25 protein-coding genes and 1 tRNA gene are annotated in these 22,295 nt (G+C 54.5%); 6 read left to right on the top strand and 20 right to left on the bottom strand.

The genetic code is table 11. From position 1 onward, the window contains the following. Nucleotides 1-13: 13 nt before the first annotated feature. Nucleotides 14-256, top strand: a complete 243-nt coding sequence (locus ACFSW5_RS18680; protein WP_379276326.1) for a hypothetical protein — start codon at nucleotides 14-16, stop codon at nucleotides 254-256. Nucleotides 257-271: 15 nt separating this feature from the next. Further along, entirely contained in the window at nucleotides 272-1,393 is a 1,122-nt protein-coding gene (locus ACFSW5_RS18675) for a GerAB/ArcD/ProY family transporter (protein WP_379276324.1), read from the top strand. Nucleotides 1,394-1,446: 53 nt separating this feature from the next. Here the strand turns inward: ACFSW5_RS18675 and ACFSW5_RS18670 are convergent, their stop codons facing one another. The 6 genes from ACFSW5_RS18670 to ACFSW5_RS18645 all read right to left on the bottom strand — a co-directional run bounded on the left by ACFSW5_RS18670 (nucleotide 1,447) and on the right by ACFSW5_RS18645 (nucleotide 8,278). Next, complete coding sequence (locus tag ACFSW5_RS18670; RefSeq protein WP_379276321.1) at nucleotides 1,447-2,733, bottom strand: adenylosuccinate synthase; 1,287 nt, start codon at nucleotides 2,731-2,733, stop codon at nucleotides 1,447-1,449. A gap of 271 nt (nucleotides 2,734-3,004) precedes the next feature. After that, the gene (gene dnaB / locus ACFSW5_RS18665) at nucleotides 3,005-4,375 is read right to left on the bottom strand and encodes a replicative DNA helicase (RefSeq protein WP_379276318.1); all 1,371 of its coding nucleotides are present in this window, start codon (nucleotides 4,373-4,375) and stop codon (nucleotides 3,005-3,007) included. Further along, a complete protein-coding gene (rplI, locus tag ACFSW5_RS18660; RefSeq protein ID WP_379276316.1) occupies nucleotides 4,372-4,818 on the bottom strand; it encodes a 50S ribosomal protein L9 in 447 nt (148 codons plus the stop codon). Before rplI ends, dnaB begins: the two co-directional genes overlap by 4 nt. Then, a complete protein-coding gene (locus ACFSW5_RS18655; protein ID WP_379276314.1) occupies nucleotides 4,815-6,776 on the bottom strand; it encodes a DHH family phosphoesterase in 1,962 nt (653 codons plus the stop codon). The genes rplI and ACFSW5_RS18655 overlap by 4 nt, the downstream gene beginning before the upstream one ends. Before the next feature lie 18 nt (nucleotides 6,777-6,794). Next, entirely contained in the window at nucleotides 6,795-7,706 is a 912-nt protein-coding gene (locus ACFSW5_RS18650) for a DUF2232 domain-containing protein (protein WP_379276312.1), read from the bottom strand. 140 nt (nucleotides 7,707-7,846) lie between these two features. Further along, complete coding sequence (locus tag ACFSW5_RS18645) at nucleotides 7,847-8,278, bottom strand: CBS domain-containing protein (RefSeq protein WP_379276379.1); 432 nt, start codon at nucleotides 8,276-8,278, stop codon at nucleotides 7,847-7,849. A gap of 313 nt (nucleotides 8,279-8,591) precedes the next feature. Between ACFSW5_RS18645 and ACFSW5_RS18640 the strand changes: the two genes are divergently transcribed. Then, nucleotides 8,592-8,948, top strand: coding sequence for a DUF4870 domain-containing protein (locus ACFSW5_RS18640; RefSeq protein WP_379276310.1), 357 nt, complete (start codon nucleotides 8,592-8,594; stop codon nucleotides 8,946-8,948). Nucleotides 8,949-9,072: 124 nt separating this feature from the next. Here the strand turns inward: ACFSW5_RS18640 and ACFSW5_RS18635 are convergent, their stop codons facing one another. From ACFSW5_RS18635 to ACFSW5_RS18620, 4 genes are all read right to left on the bottom strand, one after another. Then, on the bottom strand, nucleotides 9,073-10,251 hold the full coding sequence (locus tag ACFSW5_RS18635; protein ID WP_379276308.1) for an AI-2E family transporter: 1,179 nt from the start codon (nucleotides 10,249-10,251) through the stop codon (nucleotides 9,073-9,075). Nucleotides 10,252-10,362: 111 nt separating this feature from the next. Further along, entirely contained in the window at nucleotides 10,363-10,509 is a 147-nt protein-coding gene (locus tag ACFSW5_RS18630) for a hypothetical protein (protein ID WP_379276306.1), read from the bottom strand. A 51-nt stretch (nucleotides 10,510-10,560) separates the two neighbouring features. Continuing rightward, nucleotides 10,561-11,505, bottom strand: coding sequence for a cation diffusion facilitator family transporter (locus ACFSW5_RS18625; protein WP_379276377.1), 945 nt, complete (start codon nucleotides 11,503-11,505; stop codon nucleotides 10,561-10,563). Nucleotides 11,506-11,651: 146 nt separating this feature from the next. Then, nucleotides 11,652-13,730 (bottom strand): beta-galactosidase, encoded by a 2,079-nt coding sequence (locus ACFSW5_RS18620; RefSeq protein WP_379276375.1) that lies wholly within the window; start codon nucleotides 13,728-13,730, stop codon nucleotides 11,652-11,654. Nucleotides 13,731-13,951: 221 nt separating this feature from the next. Between ACFSW5_RS18620 and ACFSW5_RS18615 the strand changes: the two genes are divergently transcribed. Continuing rightward, on the top strand, nucleotides 13,952-14,746 hold the full coding sequence (locus ACFSW5_RS18615; RefSeq protein WP_379276304.1) for a helix-turn-helix transcriptional regulator: 795 nt from the start codon (nucleotides 13,952-13,954) through the stop codon (nucleotides 14,744-14,746). A 291-nt stretch (nucleotides 14,747-15,037) separates the two neighbouring features. Here the strand turns inward: ACFSW5_RS18615 and rpsR are convergent, their stop codons facing one another. From rpsR to rpsF, 3 genes are read right to left on the bottom strand one after another with little or no spacing between them, the layout of a single operon-like run. Next, a complete protein-coding gene (gene rpsR / locus ACFSW5_RS18610) occupies nucleotides 15,038-15,316 on the bottom strand; it encodes a 30S ribosomal protein S18 (protein WP_379276303.1) in 279 nt (92 codons plus the stop codon). A gap of 19 nt (nucleotides 15,317-15,335) precedes the next feature. Beyond that, nucleotides 15,336-15,860 (bottom strand): single-stranded DNA-binding protein, encoded by a 525-nt coding sequence (ssb, locus tag ACFSW5_RS18605; RefSeq protein WP_379276301.1) that lies wholly within the window; start codon nucleotides 15,858-15,860, stop codon nucleotides 15,336-15,338. Between the two features lie 35 nt (nucleotides 15,861-15,895). Then, nucleotides 15,896-16,180 (bottom strand): 30S ribosomal protein S6, encoded by a 285-nt coding sequence (gene rpsF, locus ACFSW5_RS18600; protein ID WP_379276299.1) that lies wholly within the window; start codon nucleotides 16,178-16,180, stop codon nucleotides 15,896-15,898. 324 nt (nucleotides 16,181-16,504) lie between these two features. On the opposite strand from rpsF, the gene ACFSW5_RS18595 reads away from it, so the two are divergent. Next, nucleotides 16,505-16,690 carry a YjzC family protein gene (locus ACFSW5_RS18595; protein ID WP_379276297.1) on the top strand — a complete coding sequence of 62 codons (186 nt, stop codon included), beginning with the start codon at nucleotides 16,505-16,507 and terminating at the stop codon, nucleotides 16,688-16,690. A gap of 404 nt (nucleotides 16,691-17,094) precedes the next feature. Here ACFSW5_RS18595 and ACFSW5_RS18590 read toward each other — a convergent pair whose 3' ends face one another. From ACFSW5_RS18590 to ACFSW5_RS18570, 5 genes are all read right to left on the bottom strand, one after another. Beyond that, entirely contained in the window at nucleotides 17,095-17,400 is a 306-nt protein-coding gene (locus ACFSW5_RS18590; protein ID WP_379276295.1) for a hypothetical protein, read from the bottom strand. Between the two features lie 164 nt (nucleotides 17,401-17,564). Further along, a tRNA-Ser gene (locus tag ACFSW5_RS18585) sits at nucleotides 17,565-17,655 on the bottom strand. Between the two features lie 345 nt (nucleotides 17,656-18,000). Then, on the bottom strand, nucleotides 18,001-18,216 hold the full coding sequence (locus ACFSW5_RS18580) for a DUF951 domain-containing protein (RefSeq protein WP_379276293.1): 216 nt from the start codon (nucleotides 18,214-18,216) through the stop codon (nucleotides 18,001-18,003). Continuing rightward, on the bottom strand, nucleotides 18,206-19,129 hold the full coding sequence (locus ACFSW5_RS18575) for a mechanosensitive ion channel family protein (protein ID WP_379276291.1): 924 nt from the start codon (nucleotides 19,127-19,129) through the stop codon (nucleotides 18,206-18,208). The genes ACFSW5_RS18580 and ACFSW5_RS18575 overlap by 11 nt, the downstream gene beginning before the upstream one ends. Nucleotides 19,130-19,142: 13 nt before the next feature. Continuing rightward, nucleotides 19,143-19,382: a DUF3343 domain-containing protein gene (locus tag ACFSW5_RS18570; protein WP_379276289.1), complete on the bottom strand. Its 240-nt coding sequence runs from the start codon at nucleotides 19,380-19,382 to the stop codon at nucleotides 19,143-19,145. 288 nt (nucleotides 19,383-19,670) lie between these two features. Here ACFSW5_RS18570 and yyaC point away from each other — a divergent pair, with 288 nt between their 5' ends. After that, a complete protein-coding gene (gene yyaC, locus ACFSW5_RS18565; protein WP_379276287.1) occupies nucleotides 19,671-20,282 on the top strand; it encodes a spore protease YyaC in 612 nt (203 codons plus the stop codon). A 7-nt stretch (nucleotides 20,283-20,289) separates the two neighbouring features. Here yyaC and ACFSW5_RS18560 read toward each other — a convergent pair whose 3' ends face one another. Together ACFSW5_RS18560 and ACFSW5_RS18555 are read right to left on the bottom strand one after the other, a co-directional pair. After that, entirely contained in the window at nucleotides 20,290-20,772 is a 483-nt protein-coding gene (locus tag ACFSW5_RS18560; protein ID WP_379276285.1) for a DUF4446 family protein, read from the bottom strand. Between the two features lie 38 nt (nucleotides 20,773-20,810). Further along, nucleotides 20,811-21,977 (bottom strand): aminotransferase class V-fold PLP-dependent enzyme, encoded by a 1,167-nt coding sequence (locus tag ACFSW5_RS18555; protein WP_379276283.1) that lies wholly within the window; start codon nucleotides 21,975-21,977, stop codon nucleotides 20,811-20,813. Nucleotides 21,978-22,295: the final 318 nt, after the last annotated feature.

The raw sequence follows: 22,295 nt of genomic DNA, 5'->3' as shown, positions 1-22,295 counted from the left end.
GGAGCGTTTAGGCATGCGTTACTCGCCTGTATGGACCATCTTGGGGGTTGCCGGCGCGGCGGCCTTGATGCTTTGGGTCGACTATCGCGAATTAAAGGATCCCAAGCAAAAGACGGCCTATTCCATTCTTTATGCGGGAGCGCTGCTTCTCGCCGTCGCTTTGCTTCTGTATCCAAGCTTGCCGGGGCCCTCGCAATTCAATCGATTCCTCTTTAACCCGCTGTCCGAAATGCTGCTGCCGAAGAATGACCAATGAGGAGGGAGTGCCGATATGCAGGATCGGGGCAAAATTACAGCGACTCAAATGGCTTGCGCACTGTTCCTGTGCGTCATTGCCACAGCCGTTCTGGCCGCGCCCATCTTGACCTATAAGTGGGCCGGCAACGCCATGTGGATCTCCTCGATCGCAGCGTCGCTCGTCGCGCTTGCAATCGCCTACATTATGGTCGAGCTCCATCGGTTATTTCCGGGCAAATCGATCGTCGAATACAGCGTAGACCTGTTGGGACGGACGGTCGGCAAGCTGTTCGGCCTCTATTATCTTTTGGCTTGCCTGCAAATGTCCGGAAGCGCGCTGCGCCAATTCGGCGAATTTATGTCCATCTCTTTTCTGAGCCAAACGCCGTCGATCGTTCTGATTCTCAGCATCTCGATCGTAGGAGCGTGCATGGCCCGCTCCGGCATCGAAACGATCGGGCGCTGCGCCGTGCTGTTTACCCCCGTCATCGTCGGCATCTATCTTCTTCATTTGCTGCCGGTCTTTCCGCTGCTGAAGCCGGACCGCCTGCTTCCGCTGCTCGAGAACGGATGGACGGCCATGCTTCAAGGCGCGCTGCAGCTTCAGAACTGGTATCCGCTGTACATGATGCTTACCTTTCTGCTGCCTTTTGTGGCCGATAAGGAGAAGCCCGGAAAGTGGAGTTATGTCTCCGTCCTTTGGACGGCTTCCGCCGTAACGGGGATGATGCTGATTACGATTATGATGTTCGGAAAAGCGACGGGGCAGTTCAATTTCCCGATGCTCGTCATTAGCCGCTACGTGGTCGCTTTGGAATTTTTCGAGCATATCGAGTCTTTGATGATGTTCTTCTGGGTGCTTGACGTGTTCGTTCGCACGATCGTGAACCAATACATCATTTCCGTCGGCTTCGCCCAATGGTTCGGAGCGCCTTCCTTTAAGCCTTTGGTTCTGCCCGTATCGGCTCTGATCGTCTTGTTTACGTATTGGTCCACCCCGAATTATGCGGAGCTCGCGGACATATCTACGACCCATCAACCGATTTACTATATGGTCAATTTCATCCTCTTCCCCGCCCTGCTGCTCCTCATCGCCAAATTCCGCCGGGCGGCGAACGGAAAGCAGACGCAAGAAGCGCCCGCAAACGGATCGTAAGGTTCAATCCGCTGCGGGCGCTTAAATAGTGCCTTCGCTATTCGTTTATTCGCTTATTCGTAAATCGGGCGAACCTGGTTCGTCTGCTCGCGGTTGCGGCCGACGGAGAAGATCGCGATCGGGATACCCGTCAGCTCGGATACGCGCTCCACGTAGCGGCGCGTATTCGCCGGCAGATCGTCCAGCGTCTTCGCGCCGGAAATATCCTCGGACCAGCCCGGCAGCTCCTCATACACCGCTTCGCATTCCGCCAGCATCTTCAGGCTGGCCGGATAATGCTCGATCACTTCTCCGCGGTACTTGTACGCGGTGCAAATTTTGACCGTCTCAAGACCGGACAAGACGTCCAGCGAATTGAGCGACAGCCCGGTAATGCCGCTGACGCGGCGGGCATGCCGAACCACGACGGTGTCGAACCAGCCGACGCGGCGCGGACGGCCGGTTACGGTACCGTACTCGTGGCCTTTGTCGCGGATCAAATCGCCGATCTCATTGATTTGCTCGGTTGGGAACGGACCGTCGCCGACGCGGGTCGTATAAGCCTTCGCTACGCCGATAACCTGCTTGATTTTGGACGGGCCTACGCCGGAGCCGATGCACACGCCGCCGGCCGAAGGGTTCGAAGACGTGACGAACGGGTACGTACCTTGGTCGATGTCCAGCATGACGCCTTGCGCGCCCTCGAACAATACTTTCTTCCCTTCGTCGATCGCGTCGTTCAGCACGACGGACGTATCGGTCACGTATTTGCGGAGGAATTCCGCATATTCCAAGTATTCCTGCACGATTTGTTCGGCGTCCAGCGGCTCGCCGCCGTATACTTGGGCGATCATTTCGTTCTTGTCCGCCACGAGGCGGCGCGCTTTCTCGGCGAACTCTTCGGCGTCCATCAGATCGGCAATGCGAATGCCGCTCCGTGCCGCTTTATCCATGTAGCAAGGACCGATCCCTTTGCGCGTCGTGCCGATCTTGTTCTCGCCTTTCCGCTCTTCCTCCAGTCCGTCCAGGACAAGATGATACGGCATGATGACATGGGCGCGGTCGCTGATGCGCAGGTTGTCCGTCGAGAAGCCGTTTTCGTGAATGTATTTGATTTCCTCGATAAGCGCTTTCGGATTGATAACCATCCCGTTTCCGATTACGCAAGTTTTATTATTATTGAAAATCCCGGAAGGAATCATGGTCAGCTTGTATTTCTTATTATCGATCAGAATGGTGTGTCCGGCATTGTTTCCGCCTTGGTAACGAGCGACGACGTCGGCTCCTTCCGCCAAGTAATCGGTGATTTTGCCTTTTCCTTCGTCTCCCCATTGCGTACCGACAACAACTACCGTTGACATTATAAACATACCCCCATCCGGTGTATTGGCGCACACCGAAAATTACTGTTCTTCGGCAACCGTTCGCTGGAACCTTTACTTCACCGCGAAACGGAAGCTTTGCCGCATCAGCCGGCGACAGCCGTTTACGCTTGACTGCCGCGATAACGCAGCAAAGGAATAGCAGAAGACAGCAATTATAGTGTACCAGCCGCTCTATTAGAAGTCAAACGAAAAAACGAACAATTGCACGGCCGCCCATGCAATTGTTCGGATATTTTCACGTTTTAAATTATGAGGCCTGCGACGGATCGACATGCGTCCGATCCAAGCTTACGAATTTGTTGTAGTTTTTCAAGAACACCAGCTCGACCGTTCCGACCGGACCGTTACGCTGCTTGGCGATAATGATTTCGATAATATTCTTTTTCTCCGAATCCTGATTGTAATAATCGTCCCGGTACAGGAAAGATACGATATCGGCGTCCTGCTCGATCGAGCCGGATTCCCGCAGGTCGGACATCATCGGACGCTTGTCCTGACGCTGCTCGACGCCGCGGCTCAGCTGCGACAGCGCGATAACCGGCACTTCCAGCTCGCGCGCGATTTGCTTCAGCGTACGGGAAATTTCGGATACTTCCTGCTGGCGGTTCTCCCCGGGTTTGCCTCGGCCTTGAATGAGCTGAAGGTAATCGATCAGAATCATGCCGAGTCCGCGTTCTTTCTTCAGCCGCCGGCACTTGGCCCGGATGTCGGCGACGGTGATGCCCGGCGTATCGTCGATATAGATCTGCGCCTCGGACAACGCACCGATCGCCATCGTCAGCTTCTCCCAGTCGTCGCCTTCGAGCTGACCGGTTCTCATCCGGCCGGCATCCACGTTCGACTCCGCGCATATCATCCGCTGCACAAGCTGCGCCGCGCTCATCTCGAGGCTGAATATCGCGACCGTCTCGCGCGCCCGGACGCCTACGTTCTGAGCGATGTTCAGCGCGAACGCCGTTTTGCCGACGGAAGGACGGGCCGCCACAATGATAAGGTCGCTTCTCTGGAACCCCGACGTCATCCGGTCGAGATCGGTAAAGCCCGACGGAATGCCGGTTGTGCCGCCGCGGTTGGAATACAGATGCTCGACCTTCTCGAACACTTCCATCAGCACATCGCGGATGGAGATGAATCCGCTGCTCGAGCGGCGGTTGGCAATTTCCATAATCCGCTGCTCGGCTTCGCTAAGCAGAACGCTGACTTCCTCCGATCCGGCGTAGCCGTCGGTCACAATGTTGGTCGCCGCCCGAATGAGGCGTCTCATCATCGACTTCTCTTCGACGATTTGCGCGTAATAATCGACATTGGCCGCCGTAGGAACGGACGAGGCCAGCTTCGTTAAATAGCTGACGCCGCCGACCTCGTCCAGCAGCTGCCGGTCCTGCAGATGCGCCGTCAGCGTAACGAGATCGATCGGCTGGTTCGCTTCCGCGAGCTCGATCATCGCTTCATAGATGCGCTGATGCGCCGTGCTGTAAAAATCTTCGCTTCGCACCCGCTCCATCGCCGTAATGAGCGCTTCGGCCTGCAGCAGTACCGCACCGATGACCGCTTGCTCCGCCTCCAAATTTTGCGGCGGCACGCGGTCAAAGGCAAGGGCGTTCAGTTCGGTGCTCATTCTTCCTTCGCCTGCACGCTCAGTTTCGCTTTCACTTCCGGATGAAGCTTAACTTCAACCTGCGTCACGCCCAGCGCGCGGATCGGCTCTTCCAGCTCGATCTTCCGCTTATCGATCTTGATCCCTTCTTGCGCCGCAAGCGCTTCGGCGATCTGCTTGCTCGTAATCGCGCCGAACAGACGGCCGCCTTCGCCCGCTTTCGCCTTGATGACGACGGTCAGCTCCTCGAGGCGTTTCCCCAGCGCCTCGGCGTCTTCCTTCTCCTTCTGTTTCCGCTTCTTCTCCGACAAAGCTTGCTGTTCCAGCGTCTTCATATTGCCTTGCGAAGCTTCCTTGACAAGCCCTTTCGGAAGCAGGAAATTGCGAACGTAACCTTCGGACAAATCTTTGACTTCGCCTTTTTTCCCCTGTCCTTTAACATCCTGCAAAAAGATCACTTTCATTCAAATAACCCCTCTTCCTTTTCAATTTGCGCAAGCACTTGCTTCAGCTTCTCCGCCACTTCGTGGACGGTGCCCTCATACTGGCACGCAGCGTTCGTCAAATGCCCGCCTCCGCCGAGCCGCTCCATGACCACTTGCACGTTGATGTCGCCAAGCGAGCGCGCGCTTACGCCGATCAAGCCGTCAGGCCGCTCGGCTATGACGAACGAGGCGAGTATATCGGTCATGTTCAGCAGCGTATCGGCCGCCTGCGCGATCATGAGCTGCGGGTATTTGACGCCCGGCTCCGTCACCGCGATCGAAATATGGTTGTAGACCACTTCCGCATTTTTGATCATTTCGGCCTTGCGTACGTACTCGTCGAGATCTTCCTTCATCATCCGCTGCACGAGCGTTGAGTCCGCGCCGCTTCTTCTCAGGAAGGAAGCCGCTTCGAACGTTCTTGCTCCCGTCCGGAGCGAGAAGCTCTTCGTATCGACGGTAATGCCGGCCAGCAACGCGGTCGCTTCCCTGACGTCCAGCACAATGCGGTCGTGAATGTATTGCAACAGCTCGGTTACGAGCTCGCAAGCCGAAGAAGCGTACGGCTCCATATAGACCAGAACCGGATTGCTGATGAAATCCTCGCTGCGGCGATGGTGGTCGACAACGACGATGCGGTCTGTCAGCGTAAGGAGCTTCGGCTCCTTCACCATCGACGCCCGGTGCGTGTCGACGACGACCGCAAGCGTGGACGGATTGACCAGCTGGAGCGCCTGCTCCGGCGACACGAACCGTTTCATGAACTTCTCGTCTTCGCGGAACAGATCAAGCAGCTTCTCGATGGACGGGTTGTCGCCCTCGAGCACGATCCACGCTTCCTTGCCAAGCGACTGCACCGCCTTCATGACCCCGATCGCCGCCCCCAACGCGTCCATATCCGGCACCTTGTGCCCCATTATGACGACGTTGCCGCTCTCGCGGATCATATCGCGCAGCGCATGGGCGATGACGCGGGCGCGCACGCGGGTGCGCTTCTCCACCGCGCCCGACTTGCCGCCGTAGAACGTCTGCCGGCTGCCGACTTTAACGACCGCCTGATCTCCGCCTCGGCCTAGCGCCACATCGAGGCTCGTTTGCGCCCACGCGCCAAGCTCGACGAAGCTTTCGGCGCCGCAGGCGAAGCCGATGCTGAGGGTGATCGGGATTTTCAGATCGCTTGTCATCTCCCGCACCTCGTCGAGCAGCGTGAACCGGGTCTGCTCCAGCTCCCGGAGCGTCTTCTGGTTCGTAATGAGGAAGAAGCGGTCCGAATTGAGCCGCTTCAGATGAATGCGATGCTGCTGCGACCATTCGGTAATCTCCGTCGTAACCTTGGACAGAAGCGCAGCCCGGTGATTGTCGTCCATGCCTTGGGTCACTTCGTCCAGGCTGTCGATCATGACGATGCCCATCGCCGGCTTCTCTTCCTCTTGCGTCGTGCGAAGCTGCCACAGCTCGGTGATGTCGGTTATAAACAGAATCCGTTCCTTCGGCCGGAACTGAAATTGATACATGCGGCCGTCAATAGCCGCTTCGAAGCCGTTCTCTCGGTCTTTCGCCTGCTGCAGCGACGGGAACAGCTCCGCAAGCTGCATTCCGACGGCGGATTCGCGGCCCGTTATTTGCGCCACATACGGATTGTGCCACTCGACCTGCTTCTCCTCGTTATACAGCACAATGCCGAACGGGAGCTCGCCGATGACGCTTTCTCCCGATTTTTTGATCCGGTAATTGAGCGTCCCCAAGTAAGCTTTAAACTCCTTGCGGTACGTCCGCTCGGCAATGACCGTATACACCGCAAAAACGACGGCGAGCAGCAATCCGACCAGAGCGAGCCGCCATTCATACACCGCCAGAGCGGCCGTTAGAGCCGCGATCAATGCAAGCCCCCACCAACGCTGCATCCCATGCCAACGCTTTAGCAAATACTTCGGCATTTCCTATTCGCTCCCGTGTTATCGTTTCGTAATGGACTTCCGGATTGGAAACGCGGCATCGAGCACGCCCAGCAGACTAAGCGGCGGGAACAACAGCACGATGATGGAAAGAATGACCGGTACAGCCCGGTTCCAGCCGCGCTGATGGGCCAGGAAGAACATGAACCCGATCGCTTGGACGGAGAACGCGAACCGCAGGAGCGGCACCAGATTGAGCAGCGCAACGGCGATGAAGTTCGTGCTGTCGCCCGAAACGAACAGTTGAAGCACGTAAGCGATCAAATAGTACACGACCATAATCCGAGGCAGCTTCCACTCTCTTGCGGGAGCCGCCCCCGGAATGTCGAACCCGCTTCGGATAAGGGCACGGCGCGTCAAATAATGCGTAACGACGGCATATACGAACGAGCCGATCATAAGCGTAAGCGGGATCGAATTGATGGTCATCTGGACGAAATAATCGGTCAGCTCGTCGTCCCATTGTTCCGGCAGAAGCCTCTGCGCGTGGAGATCCGCGACGGTCGTCCGGATCATCTCGCCCATCTCGCCGATCAAGGAGACGCCGAACACAACCTGGAATCCAACCAGCATCAGTATGCTGACGGCCAGAACCGCAACGGTTCCCGTCACGAGAACCTTCGAAGCCGGCGCCCGCTTGCGGTACAAATGCCCCATAACAATAGCCGGTATTAAGAAAAAGATGGCTAGCATAAGCGCCGGCGTGCCGAGCAGCACAAGCGCGACGGCAAGCACGGGTATGACGTGCAGCGCGAACGCTTTCGCGGAAAGCGAGGCGTAGAGCACCGCGAACGGCACAATCATAAGCAGAATCGTCAATAAATTTATTCCGGGCAGAAGCAAGGAAAGCATCAGCAATAATGCAGCCGCGCTCCAAAGCACTGATTTTATACCGGGCTTCAAACTGTTCACCTCTTGTATGTTTTACATGGCTGCGAACGAGCCGCATATTTACAAAACATTATAGCATAAAAGCAATCGATATCATTACAAGCCCGATTCCTTCCTTCGCACCCCGCCCTGAGGCGCGATTAAACCCGACCCGGCCGGCGTCAGCGGCCCGACGGCATGTCGTTCGAGGATTCCTCCAATATAAGCTTCTCGCAATAGTCGATGATTTCGCTTCTTCTTACAATGCCGATAAACCGGTTCATGTCGTCGACGACCGGTACGAAGTTTTGCGACTTGGCCAAAGAAATCAGATCTTCCATATTCGAATTGATGCTGACGGAGCGGCTGTGGAGCCGCAGCGGAACTTCCGACAGCTTCACCTTGTTCGTCTGCTCGAAGCTAAGCCCTGTCCCCTTCATATACCATAACAAATCTCCTTCGGTCACGACGCCCGCGTAAGAGCCGTCGGGATGGATAATCGGAACGGCGGTATACCGGTGATGCTCCATCTTCTCCAGCGTCTGCCGGAGCGTCGCGTCGGAAGAAAGCGTAACGACCTCTTGCTTAGGAAGCAGAAAGAAAGCGATATTCATCATAGTCAAGCCTCCGTTTCATGGATTGAACGCATTCATTTCGGGAGCGCTTATCGTGCATAAACCTCCTTTGTCATTGTAAACGATTGTACGGTTCCGTGGGGTGCCAATTTTTTGCGCGGCCTAACACTTTATTACGGGGCGGAATAAGGAGCTGCTTATCGGAATACTCATGAAAGTGACAACTCAAGCGTAAACGGCTTGCGCCGTCCTCTGGCGGCGAAGCTTGCGTTTCACGGTGAAATATAAGCCAGGCGTTCTTTCGCGATGCGGCCGCGGCATGAACGAACAATAAAGAAAGGAGGTAATGGACTTGGCACCCTATTCCTTCAGGCCGGATCCTTCCTCGACGGGGATCGATCCGAAAACGGCGGGCCTGCTCTGTTATCTGTTCTGGTTCGTAACCGGAATCGTCTTCCTTATCGCCGAGAAGCAAAGCCGGTTCGTCAAATTTCATGCGCTTCAATCGATTGCGGCATCGTTTATTTTGATGGGCGTTCATTTTTTGTTCGGCTGGATTCCGCTGATCGGCGCTATCGTCAGCTTTATTTTGTGGCCGGTGACGGTCGTACTGTGGATTGCGCTTATGGCGCTGGCGCTTCAAGGCAAGGCGTACAAGCTTCCGATTATCGGCGAATGGTCCGAACAGCAAGTCGACAAATTCAATTGACCGATATTTTTGTGCAATAGACCGTGTCCTGCCGCCGCTTGCGGAAGAACCCGGTCTATTGTCGCATTGCCCGCGCCACGGCCCTTCGGAATAGATCGGCGAAGCCCTTTCCGCTGGCATGCGGTTACTTGCCGGACGGAACCTCCTCCGCGTCGGGAGCCTCGGGAGCCTCCGGCTCATAAAGCCGGGAACGCGCCTTAAACCATTCGAACAGGGATGTGACGATAACCTTGAGCACCGCATAGCCCGGCACGGCCAAAATAACGCCCACAATACCGAACAGATGCCCCGACGTCAAAATGACGAACAATATCGTAATGGGATGGACTTGAAGGCTTTTGCCCATAATTTGCGGCGAAATAAACTTCCCTTCGATCAGCTGCACGATCGTCCAGATGACGATCATCTTCAGCAGCATGACGGGCGACGTGACGACGGCCACGATAAGGGCGGGCGTGATCGCGATCGCCGGTCCCAAATAGGGAATAACCGCCGTAAATGCCGCGATGACCGCCAGCACAAGCGAGTATTTCAGCCCGATAATGACATAGCCGATGTAGAGCAGAACTCCAATGCAGAAGCTGACGATAATTTGCCCGCGGATATAAGTGCTGATTTGGTGGTTCATATCTTTCAGCACCCGCCCCGACCGGCCTCTCAGCTTCGTCGGCAGAAAACCGATCATATAGCCGGGAAGCCGCTTGCCGTCCTTCAGCAAATAAAACAAAATAAGCGGAACCGTTACGATCGACAGCACGATTTCCGTCACGGCGCCGACAAAGCCTCTGATCGTCGACCACGAGTTCTGAAGGATGTCGGTTACCTGCCTGCTGAAATCGCTCGTCAGTCCGGCCAGGTTCAGGTCGAATTGCGCCAGCAATTGGCCGAGCATTTGGCTGCCCAGCAGCGACTCGACAAGCTCCTCCAATTGCACCGTATAGACCGGTATATTATTGATGAGCTCCGTCACCTGATCGCCGATAAAAGGTACGACGGCGACGATAAGCAGTACAAGTACGGCCAATATAAGCAGGTACAGCGCCAGAATGGAATAGCCCCGCTTGATCCCCTTCCGCTCCATATAATCGACGACCGGGTTAAGCAAGTAATAACCGACCCCGCTTAGCAGCACCGGCAGCAGTACCGTCTTGAGCAGCACGATGAGCGGCGTAAAAATGAACTGGACTTTCGTAAAAACAAAAATGTTAATTCCGATCAGCAGCAGCACAAGCAAAAAGATGACGAATTTGTTGTTTAAGAAAAACAATTTGAAGCGCTCTGCTCCTGCACGAATGTTGTTCATGGCGCGCCGTTCCTTTCTTGTGATGAGCTTGAGCTTTCGTATGCCGGCCGGCTCCCGCGCCCGGGGGCCGGTTTTGCGAATGCGGCGCCGTCTAACGTTACCGTCGCATGTTTATCGCGTGCCCGGGCCCGTCAATAGCGGCTTGTACCCGTAGTTATACGGCTCTGTTCCGCCGAAGTTCCATTCGGCCGCATACAGCCGCACCGTACGACGGCTTTGCCCGCTTCCGTTCCATGAGGCGGCGGCAAGCCAAAACAAGCAGAGGAGCCTGCCGCATTACGGACAGCTTCTCTGCTTGCCGGGTAACGATTACTTCTTCTCTTGCTCTATTTCTTGCTGCGGCTCCTCGCTTTTCCACGTGCGGACTTCGTCGTCTTCGATGATGCCAAGCGTCACGTCCGTCACATCCGGGTTAGCCAGCAGCTTATCCCTGACCCGGAACTTGATGTCGTCGGCATCGGCGAGCATTAATCCTTTCCGCAGCTCCAAGTACGCATCGACGTGATAAGCCCGCCCTTCCTGAACGATCCTCATCTTGTTAATGTCGCGGACATCCGGATCGGCCAAAATCAGGTCGGCGATGGCCGTTTCCACCTCTTTCGGCGCCGCCACGCCGATTAAGCCCACCATGTTGTCGTAACCGACTTTGAAAGCCACGCCCACCATCAGAAAGCCGATCAGCATCGTCGAAATGCCGTCGAAGGCGGCAAAAGCCGTAAATTCTCCGATAATGACGGCGATCAGCGCAAGAACGGCGCCGCTGGTGGCGACAACGTCTTCGTAGAATACAAGCCGCGTCGGCGGCGCGGCGCGCCCTACGTTCCGGAGCGCGACTCCCCATACCGCCGGCCCTTTCGCTTCCGCCTTCGTTTCCTTCACGATCTCTTTCATCGCCTTGTACAAAATGGCGCCGTCCACGATGATCGCAATGGCAAGCACGATGAAATTGAGCCAAAAGTTCGTCGCATGCACCGGATGCCGAAGAAGATGATAGCCTTCCCGAATCGTTTCGTAAGCCATGATCGTGACGACGATGACGGCCACCATGCAAAAAATATTGACGACGCGGCCGAAGCCGGACGGAAACCGTTTCGTCGGCTGGCGCTCCGCGAGCACGCTGCCCGTAAAGACAAAACCTTGATTGACCGCGTCCGCCACGGAATGCATCGCGGAAGCGAACATTGGGCCGCTTCCGCTGAATGCTGCGGCTACGCCTTTCAATATCGCAATCAGCACGTTTCCCAGGGCTGCCATCCCTGAAGATACGTTACCCTTTTTGACTGCTTGCCAGAAACCGTTCAACCGTTCATCCCCCTCAACGAATCCATATAAACTCCATTTTAGTGTTCCGATCGGGGGTAGTCAAATATTGGATATTATGGCAAAACAACTGCTGCCCATTAGCGCGATTCCGATTCTTCGCAAAGAACGAAGACGCCGAAGCCTTCCAGCTTGATCTCCCCGCTCAGCGTCTCTCCCGTCAGCAAATCGCGCTGGGGCTTCGATAACGTAATGGCAGCCGGATCCTCGTTATAATTAAGCAGGAAGCGAATCTCTCTCCCTTGCTCGTCGCGGCGGATCGCCAGCTCCACCTGCTCGGGGAGGGCGGACGCCCATTCGGCGGCGGGACTTTGCATGCCGATCAGCCCCAACAGATGATCTGCGGCGCGCTCGCTGAACACCGCCCCGAAATACCACACCTGCCCCGCTCCGACGCGGCGTCTGGTCACCGCCGGTTTGCCGGCGTAATATTCTTCGTCGTATACCGCCATCGTATCGACGTCGTCCCGTTCCACGGCCAGCACTTCGTTAAATTCGCCCGCCATGAAGCCGGAAGCGTTATCGTTCCATTTCGCCCGCACCGGCTTCCTTGTCCCTTTGATCCGGGTGAATTCCTCGACGGTAATGCCGCACAGCTCGGCCGCCGCACCGGGGAACGGCTTCATGTAAGCATGGCCGTGCTCGTTCTTGTAGCCCGTTCTGCAGCCGAAGATTAAGATCCCTCCCTGCTCGGCATAAGCGGCAAGCAGCGCCGCCGTCTCGTCCCGCATGATCGCCGGATGCGGGTAGATCAGCGCTTTATAGCGCTGCAAATCTTGAAGCGTCGTCGTTCTCCGCAGGAAGAGATGGTCGTTCGGAATATGGCGGTATTGCAGCGCCTTCGTCCATTCGAGCTGGCTCTTATACGTGAACGGGCCGTGCCACATATCGTATTCCCCGTCCCATTCGTTCTCGTAGTCGCGCAAGATGGCGACCTCCGCTTGGTAACGCGATCCAATAATCCGGTTGCCGATCTCCTGCAGCTCCTTGCCGATGCGTCCCGCTTCCGCAATTCTGCGGTTCGGGCGGTTATGGTAATCGTTCAGGCCATGCCAATAGAGTTCCGTGCCTACCGTCGCCGTACGCCAGCGGAAGAACAGCACCATATCCGCCCCGTGCGCGATCGATTGATACGTCCATAGCCGCATCTGCCCGGGCTTCGGAGAAGGCATATCCATCCGGTTCACCCAGCCGCCCGGCCCGGACTGCTGCTCCATAATGCAGAAGTTCGGCGATACCGAACGGGTCGTCGCAAGCCCCATCACCCACTTCCGGTCCAGCAGCGGCTTCTCTTCCTGCTCGTCATGGAAAATGGTTGAGAACTGCGGATAGGAGTCGTAGCTGAAGAAATCAAGCAGTTCTTCCGTCATCCGATGATTGTCCAGCCTGCCGAAGATGCCGTTCGTCGTAATCCAGTGATGCGGCGCTACTTCCCGAATGATATCGGCCTGGATTCTCGCGAACGAAATCGTATTGTCGGACAGAAAACGCTTCTGATCGAGCACCTGGTGCGGATTGCATTGCCGGGGGGCCGGCGTCGGACGCGGCAGGAATACCTGCTCCCAATCGGTGTAGGTTTGATTCCAAAATCTCGTCCCCCAAGCGTCGTTCAAAGCGTCCAGCGAGCCGTCGTATTTGTTCTTCAACCAATTTCGGAATGCGAGATGATCGGCTTCGGCGTAAGACTCGCTTTTCTCGCAATGGAATTCGTTGTCGAGCTGCCAGCCGATAACCGCCGGATGGTCCTTGTAATGCTCCGCCATGCGGCGGGTAATACGGGCGCTGAATTCCCGGTAAACCGGGCTGCTGTAGTTCGTATGCTGCCGCATGCCCGGCTGCAGCGTAACGCCGTCGTAGGTTACCGCCAGCGTCTCCGGATACTTATGCGTCAGCCAGACCGGCGCCGTTGCGGTCGGCGTCCCGATGATGACCTTCAGTCCGTGCTTATGCGCCAGATCAATCGCTTTGTCGAACAGTTCGAAACGGAAGACGCCTTCTTCCGGCTCGAACACCGACCAAGCAAATTCCGCCACCCGGATCACGGACAGCCCAAGCTCGCGCATTCTTTGGAAGTCGTCTTCCCACATCGATTCCGGCCAATGCTCCGGGTAATAACAGGCTCCGAGCCGAAACGTATCGAGCCCTTTTAATTCGCGCATTTCCATCTTCGAATCCCTCCGTTACGTCCTTTAAGTATGATTTTTTTGCGATTTCGTTCCGTTATTGTTATTGTAAAAGGTGTCGAAACCGGCGTATATAACGCATTATTGCGATTTCTATCCTGATCTTGCGGCGCGGCGGAGGCGTTCGCCGGCTATACCCGTCCGATGAAAGCGAGGCGATTATAATTCTTACGCATTACGTTTTGCCGGCGCCGACGATGAACGGTTATTTGTATTACCCGGAATCCCTCGGCCGGTACGCGGATTTTCCCCGGCACCGCGAACGCCGCGACCACGGCATCCCGTACTATAATCTTCATCTGGTGATGGCCGGCAGCGGTTACGTCATTCACGGCGGGAACCGGATCGCGCTCGGCGAAGGAGACGGCTTCCTGTATCCGCCCGGCGCTAAGCAGCATTACGGCACTTATGCGAACCGGCCTTGGGATGTGCGCTGGATTCATTTCTACGCCGCGGCTTCCTTGCCGCTGACGCAAGCGGCCGACAGCTCCGCAGGCTATTTCTTTTCGTTCGGCGGACGGGAGCGGCTCGTCGAACTGTCGGATACGATGCTTACGCTATGCGAACGGTTCGAGACGCGTCACGAACCCCGGCTGTCCGCTCTCGTTTACGAAGCGCTTGCCGAGCTGTCCGTCAACTCCAAGCCTCTGGAAGGCTCCTTGCCGCTCAGCAAGCAAAGCGATATCCGCGCAATCGCCGACCAAATCCGGAGCCGTTGCGGCGAGCCGTGGTCGCTCGAAAGAATGGCCGCTTTATCGGGCTACAGCTCCTACCATTTTCTCCGGTTGTTCCAATCGGTTATCGGGAAGACGCCCAATCAATATTTGACGTTATGCCGCATCGCGGGGGCGAAACGCCTGCTCGTGACGACGAAGCTGCCGGTCAAAGCGATCGGCGGCATGGTCGGCTTCGCTCAAGCGAGCTATTTTATCCAATTGTTCAAACGGTCCGAAGGGCTGTCCCCGAAAGAATATCGGGATATGTACGGCTGATTGCCCGCGGCGTCTGCGGATATCTGAAATGGGTACGGCCATGACGGCAGATGAACGAACGGAAGTTTACTGGGGAACCGGCAAACCGGGATATAAAGGGTTGTCTGTCCGGAGAACAACGGAAATATTGTGGAGCCGTTACCGGCGGAGAAATTCAGCTTGGTTATAGCCTGGAGCGAAACTGCGGAGCAAAAACCTGATGCATAGTCCTGCATCCGTTCAAATAAAAAAAAGCATCCCGCCTCCCGATAAAGGAAGCAAGGATGCTTTTTTCCGCTTTGCGCCTAACGATTATTCCGTCGTGTAAGGCAGCAGAGCCACTTGACGAGCGCGTTTGATCGCGATCGTCAGAGCGCGTTGATACTTCGCGCTCGTGCCAGTTACACGGCGAGGCAGGATTTTACCGCGCTCGCTGATGAACTTTTTGAGCAGATCCGTATCTTTATAGTCAATGTGCGTGATTTTGTTCACCGTGAAGTAGCAAACTTTGCGACGCTTGTTGCGGCCGCCTTTACGGCTGAACTTGCGTTCTGGACGTTCGCCGCCTTCTTCTCTCGCTTTAAAGCTCATTCTTGTCCCATCCTTTCATTTAAAATGGCAAATCATCTTCGGAAATATCGATCGGTCGTCCATCATCCGAGAACGGATCACGGTTGTCGTTACGTGTTGAATTCCCGTATCGGCTTCCTTGGCCGCCAGCTCCGTAGGAAGAGCCGCCGCCTCCGAAAGAACCGCTGCCGCTGCCGCCGCCTCCATATGGAGCGCCGCCGCCATTGTCCTCGCGCGCGTTGTCGCGGTTGGATTCCAAGAATCGTACGTTATCGGCAATCACTTCGGTTACATACACGCGCTTGCCTTCGTTATTCTCGTAGTTGCGCACTTGAATGCGCCCCTCTACCGCCGTCAAACGCCCTTTGCGCAAGTAGTTGGCACAGGTCTCAGCCAACTGCCGCCATGTGACGATCGGTATGAAATCCGCTTCGCGTTCTCCGCCGCCGCTTGTAAATGGCCGGTCAACCGCCAGCGTAAATTGCGTTACCGCAACGCCGGCCGGAGTGTACCGCATCTCAGGGTCCCTCGTCAATCTGCCAATCAATATTACGCGGTTCAACATCGTTAGACCTCCCAATCAAGCCATACTGAGGAAAATTAAGCAACGTCTTTGACGATCAACGAACGGATAACTTCGTCCGAAATCTTCATGATACGGTCAAGCTCGTTGATAACTTCGGTCGTTGCCGTAAAGTTAACGAGAACATAATAACCGTCACGAATCTTGTTGATCTCATACGCAAGACGGCGTTTTCCGATCAGATCTTGCTTCGTGATCTCTCCGCCATTGGCGATGATGCCATTAAACTTGTCAACGGCTGCTTGAACCTGTTCTTGATCCAGCTCCGGACGCAGGATGTACATCACTTCGTATTTGCGCATTAGGGTTCACCTCCTTTTGGACTAACGGCCCCCTAAGTGGGAGCAAGGAGCGAGACAAACAGAAACGACATCGTCGTTAGTATCTAAATCTCGCATACTTATATACTATATCAAATCGGCATATGCCTTGGCAAGCGATTCGGACTTGTCCGGCTTGGGATTTTCCCCCTGCAGCCCGGTCGCGCTGAAGATCCGCTTCCACCTTTCCCTGCATTCCCCGATTATGAGCGGCAATCGCCCGGACCATACTACGTAAAAGGCGAACGAAGCGCGATCCGCGATGCGATCCCTTCGTTCACCCGACTACAAGCGGAGGTGAAGCGCATGGGCGAATGGACGATTTTCTCGCCGGGCGACAAAGCGCCAAACGACGGCACTTATATTGAAGAAGGCGTTAATTCTTATCATATGGGCATCGAGCATCCGAAAAAAGTACGTTTGCGCAAAGGGGAACGGTTCCCGGAGACGACGAACCACGAGCGAAAGTGGAAACGCCTCGGGAAGCGTTAACGCCTCGCAATTAAATTGATCGGATGCATGCATAACCCGGTCCATATACGGACATCATATTTATCGACGGTGATCCAAGAGAGGTGTGGTTCCATTGAACCAATTGGTGAAGGAAACACAGGAGGAAGTCATCCACTAGCTTGGAAGCGAGGGGTTGTGCTAAAGACACGCGTCTGTAACACACATCATTCGTAATTGCGAATGCCGAGATCGTTTTGTCAGCTATTGTGCGATAAACAGACTCTGACCATCAATCATCACCGTCGGGAGAGCTCGCAAGAGCTCTCTTTACGTTGGTCGCAAGCAGGAACGGCTTCTTTCCTTTGTGAATGAAGCCTTCGCGTGAAAAGAGTTAGGCTGGGTGAAACCAGCACCCTGCAAACGGATACTGATTTCACCCAGTCTTACTTGCGCAGCCAAGGTTTAGGCTTTCCGTTTTTTTTCTTGTTGATCTTGAAGGAGCTTTGTCCTCCCTGCTCATCATTCTTTTTACCGGCGATACCGCTTCTGCCATTACCGTTTGCAAACTGAGACTTCTTATTTTGAGTCCGGCCGAATATCGCGTTTTGCCCGCCTTGGGTAGCCGTAGCGCCTACATTCCGGTTAATTTGGCCGCCGCCTTCCGCGCGCTGCTCGTTAAAGTAAATAAAATTGTTTTTAAAAATAATGACATTGATGGTTGTCCCGTCTTTTTTTAACTTTTTGCTCATAATACTTCCTCCTTCCTGTTTTACACATTATGTTTTCGCTTCGATTCGTCTGCTTATGCGGTTGTCCATGATAGTGCCAAAATCCGCAAGCGCTAGCTTTAATCCTGGATCATACAACAAAAAAGCCGCCTGCATCTTCATGCAAACGGCTGAGTGGTTATGTATGGCGGAGAGGGTGGGATTCGAACCCACGCACGCTTTGACACGCCTAGCTGATTTCGAGTCAGCCCCCTTGGGCCTCTTGGGTACCTCTCCATATAATTTTCAAGACAAAATAGATCATATCATACGTAGGCGAGTTATGCAAGGGGATTGTCCAAAAAAAATTTCGGATCCCTTCGAGAGCGAACCTCGCCGCGTTTAAAAAGCGCCCTTTATCGGCATGAGAAATTTACAGCCGGTTGTCAATAAAAGGCCGAAGAGAGGATTCCCTCCCCTACCATCGGCCGTTCTGATCCGGGACGGCCAAGGCGTATATCCTAGCTTTGCAGCGCATTCCTATACCTTGACGGGACCCCGATAATCGCCGTTCCCGAGCGACGAGCCTTATGTTTCGGCCCTCGAAAGGAGCGCCATCGACAAGCCTGTCGCCCGAATTCGTCATTCCCCTTGCTGCTCCTGCTCCGCTTTGGAACGCAGCACTTTCTTCATGTTTTTCTCGAACTTCACGCGCGGAATAAGTACGCTATGCTTGCAGCCGACGCATTTGATCCGGATATCCATGCCCATTCGGATGATCTCCATTTCATTCGTACCGCACGGATGCGGCTTCTTCATTTGGACAATATCCCCCAGTTCAAACTGCTTACGCTCCACTTTTTATACCGCCCTTCTCCTTGCGCTGATACGATACCATACGCGTATACGGGAATTCGATGCCGTGCTCGTCCAGCGCCTTTTTCATCTCCGCATTGATTTTGCGGCTTACGACTGCGTTCATGGCCGGCAAGCATTCCGCCGTTATTCTAATCGTAACTTCCGAAAGGCCGATCGTTTGCACGCCAAGCACTTCCGGTTCTTTGACGAGATTTTCGTCCTTAAAGGAAGCAAGGCTTTCCCGCATGACCGCGATCGCCCGCTCGACATCTTCCTCGTTCGCAATCGCAATATCTACAACGGCCAGCGAATTTCTTAACGAGAAGTTCGTCACTTCGCTAATCATCCCGTTCGGAATGATATGAACCTCGCCTGTCCAGCTAAGGATGCGCGTGGCGCGAAGTCCGATCACTTCCACCGTTCCCCGGTACGTTCCCGTTTGGATGACATCCCCTACGGCGAATTGATCTTCCAAAATAATAAAAAATCCGGTTATGACGTCCTTAACCAGGCTTTGGGCGCCAAACGCTACCGCGAGTCCGATAACGCCCGCGCCGGCCAGCAGCGGCCCAAGCTGAATGCCAAACTCCGACAGAATGAGAAGTCCGCCGATGAAATAAACGAAATAACTGGTAACGTTCTTGAGCAGCTTGCCGACCGTGTTCATCCTTCGCGCATGGCTTTGCAATTGAACGAGCTCCCGCTGCAATATAAACCGGTCGATCGTTCGATGCACAAGCCATTTGACGAAAATGCCGATGATGACGATCAGCAAAATGCGAATCGCCGCTTCGCCGATGCCTGCCCATGTTTCGGGACTTGTCAGCGATTGAAACATGCTTTGAAACCAGTTTACTCCATCTTCGATCGTCTGAACATCCCCTACCGTTTGTCCCTCTGTTTGTTCATTCATGTTGTACACCTCTTTAGATTGCAACTTGCTCATAACCTTGCTCTGCAGGTTTGAATATACCTCGAATTTCGACCTGTTCGTCCCGTATGACTCGTACGACTTGTTCCAGGTCTTCTTCTCCGAAATGAATGGACAACGCGCAGCCGGCCGTAATTTCTTTCGGCGTCGGGCATATGTCGATGTCGATCTCGACATATTCGAGAAGCATCTCCGCCCGAAGCGCCTGCTGCGTCGAATCAAAAGCAATCAGCATACTGTTCCTCCGGCCCGACTTGCAGTCGGGAACGCATTTTTAACCTCTAAAACGGGAATGAAAATATCTTCTATCGAACTTCCCTCGCGGCTCGGCACCCCGTTTAACGGCTATTTTTTGCTCCAATAAAGATTTCGGTTTTCACGGTGCAATAGTCGCCAAGTTTTGATGAGATAAAAGAAAACTTCATTTTGGTGCAAGCTTCTATAAATGAATGCTAGTTTGCATGTATAAAGCGGCTATCCCATCCATATACTAGTACCATATCCGTTCAGTGGAGGGGTCGCTATGAAACTCTCTTTTTTAAAAGAAACGCCTCTGAAAGTTTTCTATTCGGAATCCAGCGCCGCTCAACTGTTAATTACCCGCCTGACGGCGATGCTGAATGAAATGGCCGGCGATCGGCCGATTGTCATCGTATGCGTAGGTACCGACCGTTCGACCGGCGATTCGCTGGGACCGCTTGTCGGGACATCGCTTATGAAAACCCGCAGCCCTCACTTCACGTTATATGGTACCCTGGAAGAGCCTGTTCATGCCATGAATTTGGAAAACACGCTGAACACGATCAACCGGCAGCACCGCAAACCGTTTGTCATCGGAGTAGACGCTTGTTTGGGACAAGTCGCCAGCGTAGGCTGCATACAGGTCGGCGTCGGCCCCGTCCGCCCCGGTGCAGGCGTTAACAAGGATCTGCCTCCCGTCGGCGATATTCATATTACGGGCATCGTTAACGTCGGAGGATTCATGGAATATTTCGTCCTGCAAAATACAAGACTTCATCTCGTCATGAAGCTGGCCGACCTAATCTCGACCTGTCTATTCAGCGCCATTGTCCAGAGCTGCGCCGTATCTTCGGACTCGCGAAGCCAAACGGCCGCCTCCGACACCGGTTATTAACCGCTGTTTATTTGGCATCCTCCATCGCTTTGCGTTCTTCCGGCGACAACGGATATACGGATTGCCCGTTTTCGATCGGCTTGGCATACACATAGGTGTTGTCCCGATTGTAAATGCCGGTCACGACATAACCGTCCTGCATCTCGTTTAATACCGCGATCGAAAAGCTTAAATTGTTCCCTTGCTCGGAAAAAGCGTTATACCGATGGATGCCGACTTTGCCTTTCGTTAACCGAAGCTTGTCGCGCAATGCTTTGATTTCTTCCTGCTGGCGTTCGATCGTCGCCTGCTGGGCCATCACAGAGCCTCTCAACGAAGCGATGACCTCTTCCATGTTGGATGTGCCGAAACTGCCCATAACCTCCACATACTGCTTGCGAAGCTTCTTCAATTTGCGTCCCAATGCCGCTACCCATGTGACCATCACGATAATTCCGATCCCGATGACGGCTGCTGCCCCTACTGCAGGGTCCGATACCCATTGTTCCATGTTGTTTAATCGCTCCAGACTCTAATGCAATTGGCTTATTATTCGTAATGTTTGCTTATTTCTTGAACTGCCGTTACAAGCGCATCGACATCCGCTTCGGTCGTGAAGCACCCGACGCTGGCCCGGATGGCACCGGTTCCCGTCGTTCCGGCACTCTCATGCGCCAACGGCGTACAATGAAAACCGGCCCGAACGGCTATGCCGTAATGTTGATCCAATATAAAGGACATTTCCGAAGGATCGACGCCCTTCAGCACGAACGATACGATGCCTGTGCGCGGTTTCCCGAGTCCGGGTCCAAGCAATCGGATTCCGTTTACCGCCGACAGCCCCTCCATCATCCGTTGGGTCAACGTCCATTCCTTTTCGTAAATGGCCGCGACCGTCTCCTCCAGCACATAGGTTACGCCTGCGCCAAGCCCCGCTATTCCAGGCGTATTCAGAGTGCCTGCTTCATAGCGGTCGGGGCGGACATCCGGCTGTTCCGGCGCTTCGGACTGGCTGCCCGTTCCGCCGTGCATATGCGGCTCCAGACGGATCGACGGATGAATATACAATCCCCCCGTCCCTTGCGGTCCAAGCAGCCCTTTATGCCCCGGGAAAGCCAGCATATCGATGCCCATCGCTTCCACGTCTATTGGCAGCAGCCCCGCGCTTTGCGCCGCGTCGACCAGCAGCTTCACGCCATGCTGGCGCATGAGCGCCGCAATCTCTTCGACCGGCTGTATCGTGCCTAACAAGTTCGAGCTGTGATTCACGATAGCAAGCCGCGTGTTCGGCCTAATCGCCTCGCGAATGTGGTCCAAGCTTACTTTGCCTTCCGCATCGGCTTCCACGTATGTCACCTGGACGTTCAAAACTCGTTTCAAATATTCGAGAGGTCTTCTGACGGCATTATGCTCCACGGCGGTTGCGATTACATGATCGCCGCTGTCTACAAATCCTTTGATCGCCAGATTTAAGGCCGCCGTCGTATTGGCAGCAAAAGCAATATCGTTCGGATTTTTAACTTGGAACAGCTTCGCCAATCCCTTCCGCGTTTGAAAGATGACACGGCTTGCCTGAACGGCCATCCGGTGGCTTCCCCTGCCCGGATTCGCCGATTCATAGAGCAGCGCGTGCTGTACCGCTTCAATGACCGGCTGCGGTTTAGGCCATGACGTCGCAGCATGATCCAAATAAATAACCGGTGGCTGTTGTTCCATCATTTATGCCCGCCCCTTCTTTACCCGATTAGATTTATCTCTCGCAGCTTAGAAAACTACATTCTTTAATGCGACAGCACTTGCTCTTTCGTTTTGAAAGCGAATTTGCTTTGCACGCATTCCATTCTTTCACCATGTAAGAGCTCCCGATGACGTTATCTTTCGTCGTTGACCGGACGATCGTATCCGTTTTGAATTGCGGTGCCGTAAGCTGCGAATAACAATAGCATACCTAAGTTTAATCCCTCGAATGGAAGATTACAACTTAAGTATGCTAGTTTTTGGACTGTTTTTTGAAACGTTACCGAGCGCTCTTTT

It is taken from the genome of Paenibacillus thailandensis, from assembly GCF_042685365.1.
In the GTDB taxonomy this organism is placed as follows: Bacteria; Bacillota; Bacilli; order Paenibacillales; family Paenibacillaceae; genus Paenibacillus_AP; species Paenibacillus_AP thailandensis.
Note: the sequence above shows the minus strand (reverse complement) of the source record. Positions and strands in the feature narration are given on the sequence as shown.

What these genes read in the sequence shown, in the direction of transcription:
- ACFSW5_RS18680 (WP_379276326.1), top strand. Translation starts at nt 14, where the DNA reads ATGCGTTACTCGCCTGTATGGACCATCTTGGGGGTTGCCGGCGCGGCG.
- ACFSW5_RS18675 (WP_379276324.1), top strand. Translation starts at nt 272, where the DNA reads ATGCAGGATCGGGGCAAAATTACAGCGACTCAAATGGCTTGCGCACTG.
- ACFSW5_RS18670 (WP_379276321.1), bottom strand. Translation starts at nt 2,733, where the DNA reads ATGTCAACGGTAGTTGTTGTCGGTACGCAATGGGGAGACGAAGGAAAA.
- dnaB (WP_379276318.1), bottom strand. Translation starts at nt 4,375, where the DNA reads ATGAGCACCGAACTGAACGCCCTTGCCTTTGACCGCGTGCCGCCGCAA.
- rplI (WP_379276316.1), bottom strand. Translation starts at nt 4,818, where the DNA reads ATGAAAGTGATCTTTTTGCAGGATGTTAAAGGACAGGGGAAAAAAGGC.
- ACFSW5_RS18655 (WP_379276314.1), bottom strand. Translation starts at nt 6,776, where the DNA reads ATGCCGAAGTATTTGCTAAAGCGTTGGCATGGGATGCAGCGTTGGTGG.
- ACFSW5_RS18645 (WP_379276379.1), bottom strand. Translation starts at nt 8,278, where the DNA reads ATGAATATCGCTTTCTTTCTGCTTCCTAAGCAAGAGGTCGTTACGCTT.
- ACFSW5_RS18635 (WP_379276308.1), bottom strand. Translation starts at nt 10,251, where the DNA reads ATGAACAACATTCGTGCAGGAGCAGAGCGCTTCAAATTGTTTTTCTTA.
- ACFSW5_RS18625 (WP_379276377.1), bottom strand. Translation starts at nt 11,505, where the DNA reads ATGGCAGCCCTGGGAAACGTGCTGATTGCGATATTGAAAGGCGTAGCC.
- ACFSW5_RS18620 (WP_379276375.1), bottom strand. Translation starts at nt 13,730, where the DNA reads ATGCGCGAATTAAAAGGGCTCGATACGTTTCGGCTCGGAGCCTGTTAT.
- ACFSW5_RS18615 (WP_379276304.1), top strand. Translation starts at nt 13,952, where the DNA reads ATGAACGGTTATTTGTATTACCCGGAATCCCTCGGCCGGTACGCGGAT.
- rpsR (WP_379276303.1), bottom strand. Translation starts at nt 15,316, where the DNA reads ATGAGCTTTAAAGCGAGAGAAGAAGGCGGCGAACGTCCAGAACGCAAG.
- ssb (WP_379276301.1), bottom strand. Translation starts at nt 15,860, where the DNA reads ATGTTGAACCGCGTAATATTGATTGGCAGATTGACGAGGGACCCTGAG.
- rpsF (WP_379276299.1), bottom strand. Translation starts at nt 16,180, where the DNA reads ATGCGCAAATACGAAGTGATGTACATCCTGCGTCCGGAGCTGGATCAA.
- ACFSW5_RS18595 (WP_379276297.1), top strand. Translation starts at nt 16,505, where the DNA reads ATGGGCGAATGGACGATTTTCTCGCCGGGCGACAAAGCGCCAAACGAC.
- ACFSW5_RS18590 (WP_379276295.1), bottom strand. Translation starts at nt 17,400, where the DNA reads ATGAGCAAAAAGTTAAAAAAAGACGGGACAACCATCAATGTCATTATT.
- ACFSW5_RS18575 (WP_379276291.1), bottom strand. Translation starts at nt 19,129, where the DNA reads ATGAATGAACAAACAGAGGGACAAACGGTAGGGGATGTTCAGACGATC.
- ACFSW5_RS18570 (WP_379276289.1), bottom strand. Translation starts at nt 19,382, where the DNA reads ATGCTGATTGCTTTTGATTCGACGCAGCAGGCGCTTCGGGCGGAGATG.
- yyaC (WP_379276287.1), top strand. Translation starts at nt 19,671, where the DNA reads ATGAAACTCTCTTTTTTAAAAGAAACGCCTCTGAAAGTTTTCTATTCG.
- ACFSW5_RS18560 (WP_379276285.1), bottom strand. Translation starts at nt 20,772, where the DNA reads ATGGAACAATGGGTATCGGACCCTGCAGTAGGGGCAGCAGCCGTCATC.
- ACFSW5_RS18555 (WP_379276283.1), bottom strand. Translation starts at nt 21,977, where the DNA reads ATGGAACAACAGCCACCGGTTATTTATTTGGATCATGCTGCGACGTCA.